Annotated in this window: 15 protein-coding genes; 9 read left to right on the forward strand and 6 right to left on the reverse strand. The window is 34.4% G+C overall.

What is annotated here, in order from left to right:
* Positions 1 to 36: 36 nt before the first annotated feature.
* Positions 37 to 540 carry a dihydrofolate reductase gene (locus FTRAC_RS00170; protein ID WP_013452201.1) on the reverse strand — a complete coding sequence of 168 codons (504 nt, stop codon included), beginning with the start codon at positions 538 to 540 and terminating at the stop codon, positions 37 to 39.
* A gap of 204 nt (positions 541 to 744) precedes the next feature.
* Between FTRAC_RS00170 and FTRAC_RS00175 the strand changes: the two genes are divergently transcribed.
* Positions 745 to 1605: a fructosamine kinase family protein gene (locus tag FTRAC_RS00175; RefSeq protein WP_013452202.1), complete on the forward strand. Its 861-nt coding sequence runs from the start codon at positions 745 to 747 to the stop codon at positions 1603 to 1605.
* A gap of 173 nt (positions 1606 to 1778) precedes the next feature.
* A complete protein-coding gene (locus FTRAC_RS00180; protein ID WP_013452203.1) occupies positions 1779 to 2144 on the forward strand; it encodes a hypothetical protein in 366 nt (121 codons plus the stop codon).
* A gap of 97 nt (positions 2145 to 2241) precedes the next feature.
* Here the strand turns inward: FTRAC_RS00180 and FTRAC_RS00185 are convergent, their stop codons facing one another.
* Positions 2242 to 3966, reverse strand: a complete 1725-nt coding sequence (locus tag FTRAC_RS00185; RefSeq protein ID WP_013452204.1) for an alanine/glycine:cation symporter family protein — start codon at positions 3964 to 3966, stop codon at positions 2242 to 2244.
* 162 nt (positions 3967 to 4128) lie between these two features.
* Between FTRAC_RS00185 and FTRAC_RS00190 the strand changes: the two genes are divergently transcribed.
* The 4 genes from FTRAC_RS00190 to truA all read left to right on the forward strand — a co-directional run bounded on the left by FTRAC_RS00190 (position 4129) and on the right by truA (position 6866).
* On the forward strand, positions 4129 to 5070 hold the full coding sequence (locus FTRAC_RS00190; protein WP_013452205.1) for a hypothetical protein: 942 nt from the start codon (positions 4129 to 4131) through the stop codon (positions 5068 to 5070).
* Between the two features lie 2 nt (positions 5071 to 5072).
* On the forward strand, positions 5073 to 5495 hold the full coding sequence (locus FTRAC_RS00195; RefSeq protein ID WP_013452206.1) for a DUF2141 domain-containing protein: 423 nt from the start codon (positions 5073 to 5075) through the stop codon (positions 5493 to 5495).
* A 108-nt stretch (positions 5496 to 5603) separates the two neighbouring features.
* Positions 5604 to 6074, forward strand: coding sequence for a hypothetical protein (locus tag FTRAC_RS00200; RefSeq protein WP_013452207.1), 471 nt, complete (start codon positions 5604 to 5606; stop codon positions 6072 to 6074).
* Positions 6075 to 6080: 6 nt separating this feature from the next.
* Positions 6081 to 6866, forward strand: a complete 786-nt coding sequence (truA, locus tag FTRAC_RS00205; RefSeq protein WP_013452208.1) for a tRNA pseudouridine(38-40) synthase TruA — start codon at positions 6081 to 6083, stop codon at positions 6864 to 6866.
* Here the strand turns inward: truA and cysM are convergent.
* Entirely contained in the window at positions 6856 to 7737 is an 882-nt protein-coding gene (gene cysM, locus FTRAC_RS00210; RefSeq protein WP_013452209.1) for a cysteine synthase CysM, read from the reverse strand. The two genes, truA and cysM, sit on opposite strands and share 11 nt — an antisense overlap.
* 177 nt (positions 7738 to 7914) lie before the next feature.
* Between cysM and FTRAC_RS00215 the strand changes: the two genes are divergently transcribed.
* Entirely contained in the window at positions 7915 to 8472 is a 558-nt protein-coding gene (locus FTRAC_RS00215; RefSeq protein WP_013452210.1) for a LemA family protein, read from the forward strand.
* Positions 8473 to 8482: 10 nt separating this feature from the next.
* Positions 8483 to 9493, forward strand: coding sequence for a DUF3137 domain-containing protein (locus FTRAC_RS00220; RefSeq protein ID WP_013452211.1), 1011 nt, complete (start codon positions 8483 to 8485; stop codon positions 9491 to 9493).
* A 40-nt stretch (positions 9494 to 9533) separates the two neighbouring features.
* Here the strand turns inward: FTRAC_RS00220 and epsC are convergent, their stop codons facing one another.
* The 3 genes from epsC to FTRAC_RS00235 are packed head-to-tail and all read right to left on the reverse strand — an operon-like array spanning position 9534 to position 12246.
* A complete protein-coding gene (gene epsC / locus FTRAC_RS00225; protein WP_013452212.1) occupies positions 9534 to 10346 on the reverse strand; it encodes a serine O-acetyltransferase EpsC in 813 nt (270 codons plus the stop codon).
* The gene (locus FTRAC_RS00230; RefSeq protein ID WP_013452213.1) at positions 10346 to 11365 is read right to left on the reverse strand and encodes a pirin family protein; all 1020 of its coding nucleotides are present in this window, start codon (positions 11363 to 11365) and stop codon (positions 10346 to 10348) included. Before FTRAC_RS00230 ends, epsC begins: the two co-directional genes overlap by 1 nt.
* 50 nt (positions 11366 to 11415) lie before the next feature.
* Positions 11416 to 12246: an ion transporter gene (locus FTRAC_RS00235; RefSeq protein ID WP_013452214.1), complete on the reverse strand. Its 831-nt coding sequence runs from the start codon at positions 12244 to 12246 to the stop codon at positions 11416 to 11418.
* Positions 12247 to 12392: 146 nt separating this feature from the next.
* On the opposite strand from FTRAC_RS00235, the gene FTRAC_RS00240 reads away from it, so the two are divergent.
* Positions 12393 to 14414, forward strand: a complete 2022-nt coding sequence (locus FTRAC_RS00240) for a transporter substrate-binding domain-containing protein (RefSeq protein WP_013452215.1) — start codon at positions 12393 to 12395, stop codon at positions 14412 to 14414.
* Positions 14415 to 14433: the final 19 nt, after the last annotated feature.

The following is a 14433-nucleotide window of genomic DNA, read 5'->3' on the forward strand; positions in this document are numbered from 1 at the left end:
TTACAAAGGGAAGGATTTTGAAGCTAGGAAAAAAAGCTATTTCCGGTCATACACTACATAGTCAAATTCAAAAGCATGCCTATCATCCCTAGGGTGGTGTTCTCTACTTAATTCTTTCCACTGTGATTTGTCAAATTCGGGAAAATAAGCTTCTGCATCGGGAAATTCTGCATCAACCTCTGTGATATACATCCTATCCGCATATTTTAAACCTTGCTTATAGATTTGACCACCTCCTATGATAAACAACTCCTCTTCATTATTAGATTTGGCAAATTCAATTCCATCTTTAATGTCATGAAATACTTTTACGCCATCATGCTCCCAATCTTTATTTCGGGTGATGACGATGTTCACTCTTTTGGGTAAAGGCTGATATTTCTCGCCCAGAGAATCAAAGTTTTTTCTCCCCATCAAGATATGATGGTTTCTAGTTTTGTCTTTGAAATATTTTAAATCATCTGGCAGGTGCCAAATCATATCATTGTCTTTTCCTATGGCATTATCATTAGCCTTTGCCACTATCATGGATATTTTCATTTCCTATATATTTTAAGAACTTTAACTTAAAGAATTAAAGTGAGGTCTATATGTTTATAATTTTTGTCCCGTTTTGATTTTTTTACCAAAACAAGCTTGATGCATATTAAAACAACCGTGAATTACGCACATTTTTTTTGACTTCTTTACTGTTTTGTAAGTAAATTAATTTCAATAAATTATCATAAGAATAAAGACTTATTTATGCTTCCAAATTCTATTATTAAGTTTTTGAATTCACTACATCATAAGCAAATCAAACAGTTTAACCCCGTGGGTGGAGGAAGTATTAATCATGCTTATCGCTATTCAGTTGATGGAAAGGATTTTTTTATAAAATATAATAATGAAGTAGAAGGTATAATTGAAAAGGAAGTAGGTGGACTTAAGTCAATAGCTAAATTTAATTGTATTGCCACACCAGAAGTAATAGCCTTTGAGCAAATGGATGGGTATGAAGTGTTAATTATGTCGTACATCCAAGGCGGATTAAAAACTGCAAATGCTTGGGAGAATTTTGGAAAGCAATTAGCAGCAATGCATCAAAAGCCAGCCCCTTATTATGGCTGGCATCAAGATAATTTTATCGGCAGCTTACCTCAAAGCAATGAAAAAAGGGATGATTTTATTGAATTTTTCATTCATCAAAGACTAAAACCTCAAATTAGGTTGGCTCAGCAACATCAGTATTTTGCTTCAAAAGAACTCAGTTTATTCGAAAATTTATTTCAAAAGCTAGATACAATTCTACCCGTCACCAAACCATCTCTAGTTCATGGAGATTTATGGAGCGGTAATTTTATGATAGGAGAGAAGAATACCCCTTATTTGATTGATCCATCCATTCATTATAATTTTAGGGAAACCGATATTGCTTTTACTCATCTTTTTGGTGGCTTTGATAGCAAATTCTATGATGCATACCATCACCACTTTCCATTAGATCCCGGATTTCAAGATAGGATTTCGCTTTACAATATTTACCCCTTACTGGTCCATTTGAATTTATTTGGTAGCGGATACTATGGTTCAGTAATGAATAGTCTCAATCAATATGTAAGATAATTGTCCGCACTTGGGATTTTTTATGTTCATTAGTGAACACTTTTTCATTTCCTAAAACCCATAAAACCCTTTTTAATGCGTTTAAACGCATATCTGCAACTATTCAATTTTTGGCAGCGTCTTAGCTATAGAAACAATAACAAAATAATATTTTAACAAAAAATCTAAAAAAAATGAAAACTATTAAGACCACCGCCAAAATGATTGCTTTAACCTTAATAATGGGATTAGCAATTAACGTAACAGCTTCTGCAAGTTCAGAAGAAATGTCCACTAATCCATTTTATTCGGATGATGAAATGATTAGTCTATTAGAATTGGATAGTAAATTTGATAAACTTGAAGCCAATTTAAGAGAAGAAGGAATTTTAGAATGTGAAAACACTGAAATCATTGTAGTATTAGGTGAAAATGATGAAATCGTTTACCAAGGAAGTCATCAGTTAGAAGATGAAAACAATGCTTTTTTAACAAGACTTTTGACAAAAGCAGATTTCATTATGTCATCAGGAAATAAAAATTTCTACAAAGTATTCTGATTTAAGGTTCAACTCTAAATATTGATTTTATGGAAGATCTATAAAAAAGGCTGCCCCAAAAAGGACAGCCTTTAATTTTTTCATCAGAATCAAGATTTTATTTAAACTTCGGATGATTTTCCCCTGGAAAATTTTCTTCAAAGAAATCTCCATATTCCCCGATCGTTTTCTTCATATCTTTTCTTAGCCATAAAATACCTATTAAGTTAGGTATAGTCATCAAGGCTATAGTGATAGCAGATAATGTCCAAATTATGGTAGTGTCTTGGAAAGCAGCAAAGAAGAATGCCACCACGTAAACTACTCTATAATAGATAACTGACTTAGGACCGAATAAATAAGTCATTGCCCTATCTCCATAGTAAGACCAACTAATGGCTGTACTGAATGCAAACAATAACAATCCTATCGATACTATATATTGGCCCCAATCTCCAAAGAACCCTCTTTTGAAAGCCAGAGCAGTTAGGGGTGCACTATGAACCAATGATTCTCCAATAAATTTGATCGGTCTGTCATCCGATACCTTACCGTTTGTTATGTTAACCGAGCCAGTGAAGAGTTCATCTGTTAATAAACCTTCATCCTTATAAACCTTTATGTTATCGGCAAAGCTTCTACTGTGAATAAAGGTGAAATCATCATTTTGAATGGTTCCATCTACAACTTTTAATTCACCCGAGTAGGTAGGAAGTTTTTCTTCATCATTGATGTGGAGATAGATTTTGTTTTTATGTTCTTCATTGGATTCCACATATTGCTTTTCCAATATTTCTATTTCCGAATACTCAAATTTATTAATATGCTTTTCATTCCAAGCTCCAGATGAAAGCAATACTAAACCCGTAACAGTACAAATTATAATGGTATCGATAAAAGGCTCTAAAATAGCCACCATACCTTCAGAAAGTGGTTCATTAGCTTTTGCTGAAGCGTGAGCGATCGGAGCAGAACCTTGGCCTGCTTCATTGGAGAATAAACCCCTGTTCACCCCTCTATTGAATGCATAGGCAATATTGGCACCAATAAAACCACCAGTTGCGGCAGAACCAGTAAATACATCCCCGAAAATCGCCATCAGGGAAGGAATGATGTTTTCGTAATTAAAAAGGATAACAGCAAAAGCTCCAATAAAGTAAATAATAGCCATTGCCGGAACCAATTTTGACGTAACTGCTGCTATTCTTTTAATTCCTCCAATGATCACTAATGCCAAAAGCACAGCCAAAACAGCACCAGTAACAACTTGGTCAATACCGAAAGTCGCTAAAAGCGTGCTAGAAATACTGTTGATCTGAGGTAAACTACCTGTTCCAAAGGATGATAAAACAGTTGCAAAAGCAAAAATAGCTGCTAACCATTTTAAATTTACCTTTTTGCCATTGAAAGTGAAATTGGCGTTTTTCATGTAGTACATCGGGCCACCCGCCATAGTACCATCACTTAGCTTTGTTCTATATTTGTGAGAAAGTGAAACTTCTACAAATTTAGTACACATACCTATTGCAGCTGTTACCAACATCCAAAAAAGGGCTGCAGGCCCTCCTAAGTGGATGGCAAATGCAACACCCGCAATATTCCCGGTTCCTACCGTTCCTGACAAGGCAGTTGCTAAAGCTTGAAAGTGAGAAGTATCTCCTGGTAAATCTTTTCTGTCAAATTTTCCACTTACGATTTTCACCGCATGTTTGAAAAACCGTATCTGCGGGAACTTTAAATAAATGGTGAAAAATAAACCCGTACCTAAGAGGGCATAAGGAAACCAAGTGGCACTCCCTATAAAACTGTCAATAAAAATGAGGAAATTATTTACTTCTTGCATAAAGTTTATAGTTCAATCAGTCAATTTTTTAGTGAATGGGGACAAAACTAACAATTTTTAATTTAGATAATTGATTTGCTACCACAGTTTTTATAATTGGCAATAAGAAATGATGAGTTTATAGTGTTTTACATAAGTTTATTTGGATAATCAGTAAACAGTATGAATTCAAATAAACATATTTTTCTAATTCGCTTAATTGAGTCTATATTTGGACAAATCTTAACAGACCATAAACGAACCATGAAACATTTATTGATAATCAGCTTTATTTTGGCGATCCCGCTAATGACTCATGCCCAATTTGAATTAGATAGCTTAAAACAGAAATGGGAAAGTGTTGGTAGAGAACCTATTGAAGGGGTTTATTCCCTATCAGCCAATAACAGGTCTTATTCCATCGCACTTGCAAAAGCAGAGGATGTTTTTAAATTGGTTTACCTTGAAGGTGGTTTAGAGCATTGGGTTTATGGCGATCTAAAAGGAATGATAGCCAAATCCGGAGAAATGTATGAAGGAAGGAGGAATGCTGGCAAACCTACCAAACCCAACCTTGAGGATATTAAGATTGTGTTTGGCAATAAAAAGTTTATCCTCTATTGGTCTGACTGGTCAATTGATGAATTTAAAATGATTTATCCTGAAGAAGCCAAAGAACCTACAGATATGGATAAAGTTTTTTTAGATGAGGCTTTTAAAAGAAATGACATTTCTATTCCTATTCAGCTTAGCGACTCAGGTACTGTTGAAATTCCAGTTATGGTCAATGATGTTTTGAAGATTTATGTTGGGCTGGAAAAGACTAGTCAGGAAGTAATTGTGTCAAAGGATATTGCAAAGACATTGATTCAAACCAAAACGCTGGGCTATAAAGAATGGAAAGAAGGAAATTATTATCAGTTTATTGATGATAAGAAAGCCTTTGAACCTCCGCATACATTTATCTTAAATTCTTTAGCTGTGGGCGAAGGGCAATTAACTAAGCTCGAAGCCGTTGTCTCGGAAGACATTTCACGGTCAATGCTCATCAGCTTTGATGTATTGGAACGTTTTGGTAAAGTAAACATTGATATGGAAAAAATGTTGTTAACCATAAAACCTTAGTCATGATTTTAAGCCAATATTTAATAGTACTGTTCTCTTTATTTGTTCAACCTTCAACATCGACACTTGAATTAGAAATTAGTGAATTTCGCAACACAAAGGGACATGTTTTAATTTCCGTATTTGATAATGCCACTGATTTCCCTGAAAATGAGGATAATGCAATTGTTAATAAAAAAGTTAAGGTAACTGACAAGACTCACTTTATTAGCATTAAAAATTTACCGCAAGGTGAATATGCTGTGGTTTTTCTTCATGATGAGAATGATAATGAAGAAATGGATACTAACTTTGTTGGTGCGCCAGAAGAAGGCTACGGAGCAAGCAATGATGCCGTCAATACTTTTAGTGCACCAAAATACAAGGATGCAAAATTCCTTCTGGAAGGGGAAAAGAAATCCATAAAATTGAAAATATTTTACTAAGTAGAGTCTATTAACAATTACATGAGAACCATTGGAATCAAGCTGAAATTCAGAATCAAATGTGTATCCTTTGTGTAAATTAATTTTAGAATCCATATAATATATCTTATGCGCTTAAACTTTTTACTAGTCCTTAGTTCATTTTTTGTTTTGTCTTGCGGACAAAATGATTCGGAAGAAAACAATCAAGATCCTCTTTGGGATTTAGAGCAACAAGTTTTTGAAAAGGGGGAGGATATTGAAATCGAAGAAATCAATAAATCAATTGAGAAAGCCAATACGATGCGTTTGAGCTGGGCTTATAGCCCAATTACAATTGCTATTAAGATAGCCGGACAGCAAATGATTAGCCCGGAAGTGAAGATTCTAGCTAAAAGCAAATCGGGCAATGAGTTGATTACTCATACAGTGGTAATGATTGAAAAGAAAAATTTGCAAGATGATTCTGTAAATGACCAATATTTCCGTATTGAACTGAAATTGGGCGGAAGCATTTGGCAAGTGATGGACATCAAAAAAGCTTGGAATTGCAAAGCTAATAGGGGACATAGTGAAATAAATGCCGAACTTTGCAAATAAATCTCAATGGCTTCTCGCTTTAATCATTTCTATTTAGTTGAAATTCAATATCTGGGCTTTCGTTACCATGGGTGGCAATTTCAACATGGTTTAAAAACACTCCAGGGAATGCTAGAAAAGACCCTCAATTTTCTATTTCAGGGCGAGAAATTTAAAATACTCGGAGCTGGCCGAACGGATGCTATGGTTTCAGCTGAGTCTGCATATTTTGAGTTATTCACTAATCAAGCATTAGATTTGGAATCTTTTGCACGGGAGTTGAATGAAAATTTACCGGCTGATATAAATGTCCTTAATGTTGAAATAGTAGATAGTAAGTTCAATATCATTCAAGATGTACGCTTAAAAACCTATCAGTATTATTTTGCCTCGGTTAACAAAAAGTACCCTTTTGCAGCACCTTTAATGAATTGTATTCATCATTCCCTAGATATTTCAAAAATGAAGGAAGCGGCTAGGCTTTTTGAAGGGGAAAATGATTTTAGACATTTCATGGTAGGGGATGCAGAAAATAAAAGTATAGTCCGTGAAATAAAGGAGAGTAGGATAGAGGAGAACACAGCATTAAGAGCTAGTTTTTTTCCGGAGAAAAGTTATGTGTTTATCGTAAAAGGAAAAGGATTTATGCGCTACCAAGTCCGCATGATGATGGGGGCATTAATTAGGATTGGGAGGAATGAAATTTCCCTGCAAGATCTTGAACATGCCCTGCAAGGAAATCCCCCTAATTTCACGAAACTGAATGCAGCAGCTTCAGGCTTAATGGTGAAAGAGGTTGAGTTTAAGTCTTAAACAAACCTGAACTCAAATACCGGTCACCACGATCGCAGGTGATACAAACAATAACTCCCGATTCAATTTCTTCAGCAATTTGTAAAGCAGCATATAATGCTCCACCACTGCTCATTCCAGCTAAAATGCCTTCTTCTTTCGCCATTCTTTGGGTCATTTTAGTGGCATTTTCTTCGCTAATGTCAATGGTTTTATCTACTCTATCAGCTTCAAATATTTTGGGTAAAAATTCTGGCGACCATCTTCTAATCCCGGGTATTCTGGAGCCATCAGTAGGTTGGGTGCCCACAATTTGAATACTGGGATTTTGTTCTTTTAAAAAGCGCGAAACCCCCATAATAGTACCGGTAGTTCCCATGGCAGACACAAAATGGGTGATTTCACCATTGGTGTCTTTCCAAATTTCAGGTCCTGTAGTTTTATAATGCTGTTTGTAGTTATCAGGATTCCCAAATTGATTAAGCATATAATATTCACCTGTTGCTGCCATTTCCTCAGCAACCGTTCTAGAATACTCAATAGTGCCTTCTGCTTTAGTTAAAATTACCTCAGCACCATAAGCTTCCATGCTTTGTATTCTTTCGGCAGTGGAATTTTCAGGCATAATCAAGGTCATGTGGAGGCCTTTTAGCTTGGCAATCATGGCCAAGGCAATTCCAGTATTCCCGCTAGTGGCTTCCACCAATTTATCCCCAGGTTTTATGTCACCTCTTTTCAAAGCGGCACCAATCATTCCCAAGGCTGCACGATCTTTCACGCTTCCCCCTGGGTTTTGCCCTTCTAATTTGCAATAAATCTTAACATTTTTATTGGTAGGAATATTTTTTAATTCTACTATTGGGGTGTTGCCCACTAAATCTTCTACAAACATTAATAATAGTTATTAAAATGAATTTGAGTTAATGATAACACAAACGAGCGATCAATTTAACTGTTCGAAATTTATCCGGGAATTTTATATGACTTTATCGATATAAAATATTGTAATTATTATTTTTATCCATAAATTGAGCCTAATAATTATTCATTTACTTAAACTTTTTAAAATATGTTAGCTATTGGAATAGCCGTTGGAGTGCTTTTATTAATTATAATATTGATGTATAATAGCCTGGTGAACAAGAAAAACCAAGTTGAGAATAGTTTTTCTACAATAGATGCGATGTTGAAGAAGAGATACGATTTGATTCCCAATTTGGTCAATACAGTAAAGGCATTTATGAAACATGAAAAGGAGCTGTTGACGGAAATTACTGAATTAAGATCAAAAGCGGTTTCCGGTAATTTGTCTGATAGTGAAAAAATTGACGTAGAGAATAAAATTGGCGGTAAAATGAGCGGGATCATGGTGGCGGTTGAAAATTATCCCGAATTAAAAAGCAATACTAATTTTTTGCAATTACAAGGTGCTTGGACAGAATCTGAAGAACAAATTTCTGCCGCGAGAAGAGCATATAATAGTACGGTGACTGATTATAATAATGCGATACAAATGATCCCGACCAATATTTTAGCATCCATGATGAATTATACGAAAAAGGATTGGTTTGAAATTCCTGATACGGAACGAAAAAATATTAGTGCGAAAGATATGTTTAATGCCTAATTTTTGAGTGATGGATAACAAGAATTCTTTCGAAGAGTTTTATGAGGCTGAATTGGTTCCGGAAATTACCAAAATGGAGATTCTCCGGAAAGACTTTAAAAAGAAGTTCAGTATCTATCTTGCATTTTTGGGTTTTATTCTTCTAATACTCTTTTCTTCAACTCTTGTAGAACAGCAAAGTGAACTAGTCAATTCCATATTTTCAATTATATTTTTAGTAGCAATTTTTGCTTTTTTTACCATACTAATCGTCTTGATAGTTAAGTATTATTCTTTTAGAAAGAAATTCATTCCTAAATATAAAGAAGATGTCATTAAAACTATTATTCAATACATAAATGATGAGTTGAAATATGATGCTAAAAGTAAATTTCCAAGAGATCAGTATTTAAAAAGTAAATTATTTCATCAAAGACCAGATAGATATTATGGTGAGGACTATGTGGAAGGGAAAATAGGTGATACTTTTTGTCGATTTTCAGAGCTACATACTCAGTTTAAAACGAGAAGCGGAAAGGATAATAAGGAGTCATGGCATACTATTTTTAGAGGGATATTTTTTGAAGCTGACTTTAATAAGCAGTTTAAGACTAACACATTTATACTCCCCGATTATTTGGAAAGGTCACTAGGATTTATTGGGAAGAAATTACAGAGTTTAAACTTTACCAGACCGCCAATAGTGAAGCTTGAGGATCCTGAATTTGAAAAGCATTTTGTTGTATATGGTGAAGATCAAGTTGAGGCTCGCTACATCTTATCTACTTCCTTGATGAAAAGGCTTACAGAGTTTCGAGAGAAGAGAAAGCACCCCGTTGCCATTTCATTTGTTAATAATAGCATTTTTGTGGCCATCACTGAACATAAGAATTTATTCGAACCCAGAATTTTCAGGACAAATTTAAATATGGAGGTTTTAGAAGAGTATTATTCCATGTTGGATTTAGTCATAGGGATAGTAGATGATCTCAATTTGAACAATAGAATTTGGGCTGGATCAAAAATGAAAACGGAACTATAATATTGAATTTGTTTTGAGCAAGTTCAGCTGCAAAAGCTTTTCATTCTATATTATTTTTTAACAAATGTTTATTTTCCGAATCATAATAAAGTCTCGAATTTGGTTCTAGACTTTTGGTAATCCAGCTGTTGCCGCCCACTATACAATGATCTCCAATATGGGTCTTACCTCCTAAAATGGTGGCATTCGCATATATTACCACATTATTCCCAATAGTGGGATGCCTTTTTTGGCTTGCATTTTCTTTTCGAACGCTTGTGGCGCCAAGCGTTACTCCTTGATAAATTTTTACATAATCACCAATATCAGTTGTTTCCCCAATGACAATTCCTGTTCCATGGTCTATGCAAAAATGAGATCCGATTTTTGCCGCAGGATGTATATCAACACCAGTTTTACTATGGGCATGCTCACTGATCATCCTAGCAATTAAAACATATCCTGAATTGTAAATGCAATGCCCTATTCTATAGGCGGCAATCGCTTTAAAACCAGGATAAGTTTTGATTACTTCTAATCGACTCTTTGCTGCAGGATCACCTTCAAAAATAGCATTAATGTCTTTTTCGAGTGCAGATTTTATTTTTATTAAATCATTGAAAAGTACTTCTTCTTCACCCGGATATTTTTTTTGAAGGCTCTTACATCTTTTTTCTAATAGATTATGCCAGTCATTTTTTAGTTCTACATACCTACCTTCTAATTTTCCCTTGTCAGATATTTTTTCATTACCATAATCTGGGAAAATAAATCCCAAAAGGGATTCATAAAATGTAATGATGCTGTCTGGTGATGGACAGCCCAGTGCGTTTTGGTGTTCTTTATAAATATTTTCTAAAAATTCTTCTTGCATCAATCTTTGATTTCCTCTCTTCCATCTGCATGTATAGCAAATCTGCCTTTATTTTTATCATGAACATTCTCGTAAGAAGGCCAAGGCCATCCCCCGAATTCTGTCTTTTGAAATTCCATAATGGTTTCCCTTACCTCAGCTGGGTAATTCAATACAAACGGTCCATGTTGAACTACAGGTTCATTAATAGGTTTTCCTTGCAGTAATAATAATCTTGCTTCTTCTTCGCCATTTTTCAACTTAATATCTGCTCTGGAATCAAGATATGCTCCATGATAGTGCGGCAAATCTGTATCATTCAATTTAAAATCTTTGCCTTTAAAGAAATATAAATTTCTATTGACTTTATTTTCGCTGGTAGGTAATGTGAATTCAGCTCCTGCTTCCATTTTAATGTGCCATATGGCCACTTCATTTTCTGGATTTGCTGCCCAAGAATCGGGTGCTGGTTTAGGAGCTGTTTCATCACCGACTTTGCCCGCCATTACTTCAATCTCTGTTGATTTACCATTAGCATCTTTATGCTGGTGAATGGGAATGGTTTCTTTCCAAAGCATAGCAAAATGGGGTTCTACTTTTTTGCTATCTCTCGGTAAGTTCAACCAAATCTGGAAAAGCTCTAATGGATTTTCTTCATTCTCTTTTAATAATGGAAACATTTCAGAATGTTGAACTCCTTTTCCGGCAGTCATCCACTGAACATCACCATTGCCAAATCTTCCAGCTGCTCCCAGTGAATCAGAATGATCCACCAAACCCTTTCTAACTGCTGTAACGGTTTCAAAGCCACAATGTGGATGAGCTGGGAAGCCTGGCACTTTATTGCCGTGGTACATTCTCCAACCATCCTTAATGGTGAAATCTTGCCCTATCATTCTGCCTTCTAAAGAAGCGGCAGGTCCCAAATCTTTATTTCCCTTAGGGAAGAAATCCTCATGATGAACACAAAACAAGAAGGGGTCTTGTGTCTGCCATGGGAAGCTTAATTTTTCTATTCTATTGATTCCTGAATTTTCCATGTAGATACAACGATTTTAGCGCTAATTATGTTGATGAAAAATGAATCGATTTAAGAAATAGGAGGTAATTTTTCACCGCAATTATGACAAAACTTTGCAAAATCGCCATGTTGCTTAGCTCCACAATTTTCGCAGCTTCTACTGTCTACCTTAAATCTACTCCTATTCATTTCAGAGGTTACAATTCCAGTGGGTACTGCAATGATTCCATATCCCATGATCATAATAAAGGAGGCGACAATTTGACCTAAGGGAGTGATAGGAGCAATATCTCCATAACCAACAGTAGTGAGCGTTACTATTGACCAATAAATTCCTCTCGGAATATCAGTAAACCCACTTTCGGGTGGTTCAATTAAATACATAACTGCACCCATTATTGATACTAAAATCATAACGGTTGCAATAAAAAGTGTTATCTTCTTTCTACTTGCCATTAATGCTGTAGAAAGTTGAGTTGCTTCTCCTAAATATTGTGTGAGTTTAAAAATTCGAAAAATTCTTAGTAATCTAAGGCTTCTGATGATCATTAAAGATTGAGCACCAGCAAAAACAAAAGCTAATAAAGAAGGTAATATTGACAATAAATCTACTATTCCGAAAAAGCTTTTAATGTAGTTCCATGGTTTTTTTACAATGATAATCCTTAAGATATATTCGATAAGGAAAAATCCTGTGAAAATCCATTCAGCCCATAAAAAATAAGTACCATAATTTAGTCGAATTCTGCCCACACTTTCTAAAACCACAGCTAATACACTAAGAAAAATGGCAACTAATAAAATCGCATCAAAGAATTTCCCCCAAAATGTATCGGCCTTAAAAATAATATTAAAAGCTTTTTCTTTCCATTTAGCGTTAGTATTTGCTTGTTCTACCATTTGTGAAATGCTATTGTCTTGTTTTTGAAACTTTTATTTTAAGTTTATTTAAACTTTAAAAATATTGTTGTGTTTTATTTATAAAAATTATAACTTATATTTATTTAACTAAGTATTAAATATAACTTACAGTTAAACCATTACAAGTGAAATTACTATCCAGAACCTTTTTTTTACCCTTATTATTTCCTTTTATTTTGTTCGGGCAAGCTAAAAGTAATAATACTTTGCCTCAAAAATCAATTAATTATGGAATTGATAAAACATATGAGCCTTATGAGTTTTTAAATGAGGATGGTAATGTGGATGGTTTTAATGTCGAAATCATAAAAGCAATTGGAAATGAACTGAATTGGAATGTTACCATCTACCCTGATGATTGGAAAGTAATTCGAAGAAAGTTAGAGGAAACAAATGAATTTGATGTTGCAGCATACTTCAAATCTGCAGAACGAGAGGGTAATATATTATTTTCACGACCTATTAGTTTGGTTTATTATTCTATTTTTACTCGATCTGATAAAGATCCTGTAGAAGATTTATTTAGTCTTTCTAGTAAAAAAGTAGCTATTCAGGAAGCTACAATAGTAGAAGAGTATTTTAATCAGCTTGGTTTCTTGGATTTAAGGGAGCTCCAAACCTATTCTTCAGAATCTGAAGCAATTGATGCGGTAGTGAGAGGAGATGCAGATTGTGCCATTACTTCCTTTATGACCACAAATTATAAAATGGAAGTTGAAAATATTGATAATATTCAATCTTCTAGTGATCCTGTTTTTATAACTGAATACTGCTTTGTTGTCAATAAAAAAGATTCGGCTCTACTAGATTCTTTAAACTGGGGATTAAGATTAGTTAAAGCATCTGGTGAATATGATCGGTTATTTCAAAAATGGTTAACTCCTAAAAAGGGTTGGTGGTCTCAAAATAAGGAATTGGTTTTAATGTCTTTAAGTGTATTCTTCTTGCTATCCATCATAGCTGTAATATATATCTATTCTTTACGGAAACTAGTAAGAAGAAAATCTCAGGTCATAAAAAGGGAGATGCAAACAAGGGCTGCGACCGAATGGGAGTTGATAGAGAGTGAGAATTTAAGGAAGAAAATGGAGGATTTCACTTCTGTCATGCTTGTCGAGACCGACCTGGAACATAATATTATGCAAGCCCCAAAATTGTTTTATTCTATTTTAGGTTTTGATGAAGAAGATATTATAGGTGTTAATATTCATCAGTTACTTAAAACCAAGTCGGTGTCAAAGGATAAAAAAATAAAAAATGTTTTAATGAATAAGGAATTTCCTTATTTGGATGCGGAATATGAATTTAAGACTAGCTCAAATGTTCCTGTTTGGATGGAAAGCAGTACATCTCTTTTATGTGATGAGAAAAAGAGAATCATAGGATTTAAGCAGTTTTTGCGAGACATAACGCCATTGAAGCAAGCGAACTTAAATTTAAAGGATTTAAATGCGGAGCTAGCGAATTTCATGTATAAAACTTCTCATGACGTGCGAGGGCCAATTGCCAATGTGTTAGGATTGGTGAATCTTGGAAATATGACTTCTAAAGATAAAGACATAATAAATTATTTTCATTTAATAGAAAAAAGTGTTCATAAGCTTGAGCATATTTTTAACGATTTTAAGGAAGTTAGCTTTATTCTCCATGGTGATTTAAATATCACTACTTTCGATTTAAATGAATTAATAGAAGAAGTTTCCCAATCGGTATTCTTGAAAAGAAGTAAAGACTTTAAAAAGGCTAAAATTGAATTTGAAGTTTTGGCAGATTCTCGATTCATGACTTCCGATCGCGCTTTACTTAAAAGATTGTTTTATCAATTAATTGAAAATGTATTCGAACATAACAACTACTACGACACAAAACTGAAAATCACCTTTGAAAGGGATGATACGTCCCACTATAAAATCTACTTTGAAGATAACGGAGTAGGGATTCCTGAAAATTTACAAAAGAAAGTTTTTGAAGTGTTCTTTAAGGGAAGAAGGAGTGATATCAATGTCGGAATGGGCTTATATATGGCGAAAAAAGTGGTGTCAAGATTGGAAGGTGAATTAAATTTGCAGAGCGAATTTGAAAAGGGCACCACAATTGAAGTGATTTTACCTGTTAAGCAAATGGCGGAAAATTTAAACTATAATTGATCTGAACGTACTTATTTTT

Source organism: Marivirga tractuosa DSM 4126 (assembly GCF_000183425.1).
GTDB lineage: Bacteria > Bacteroidota > Bacteroidia > Cytophagales > Cyclobacteriaceae > Marivirga > Marivirga tractuosa.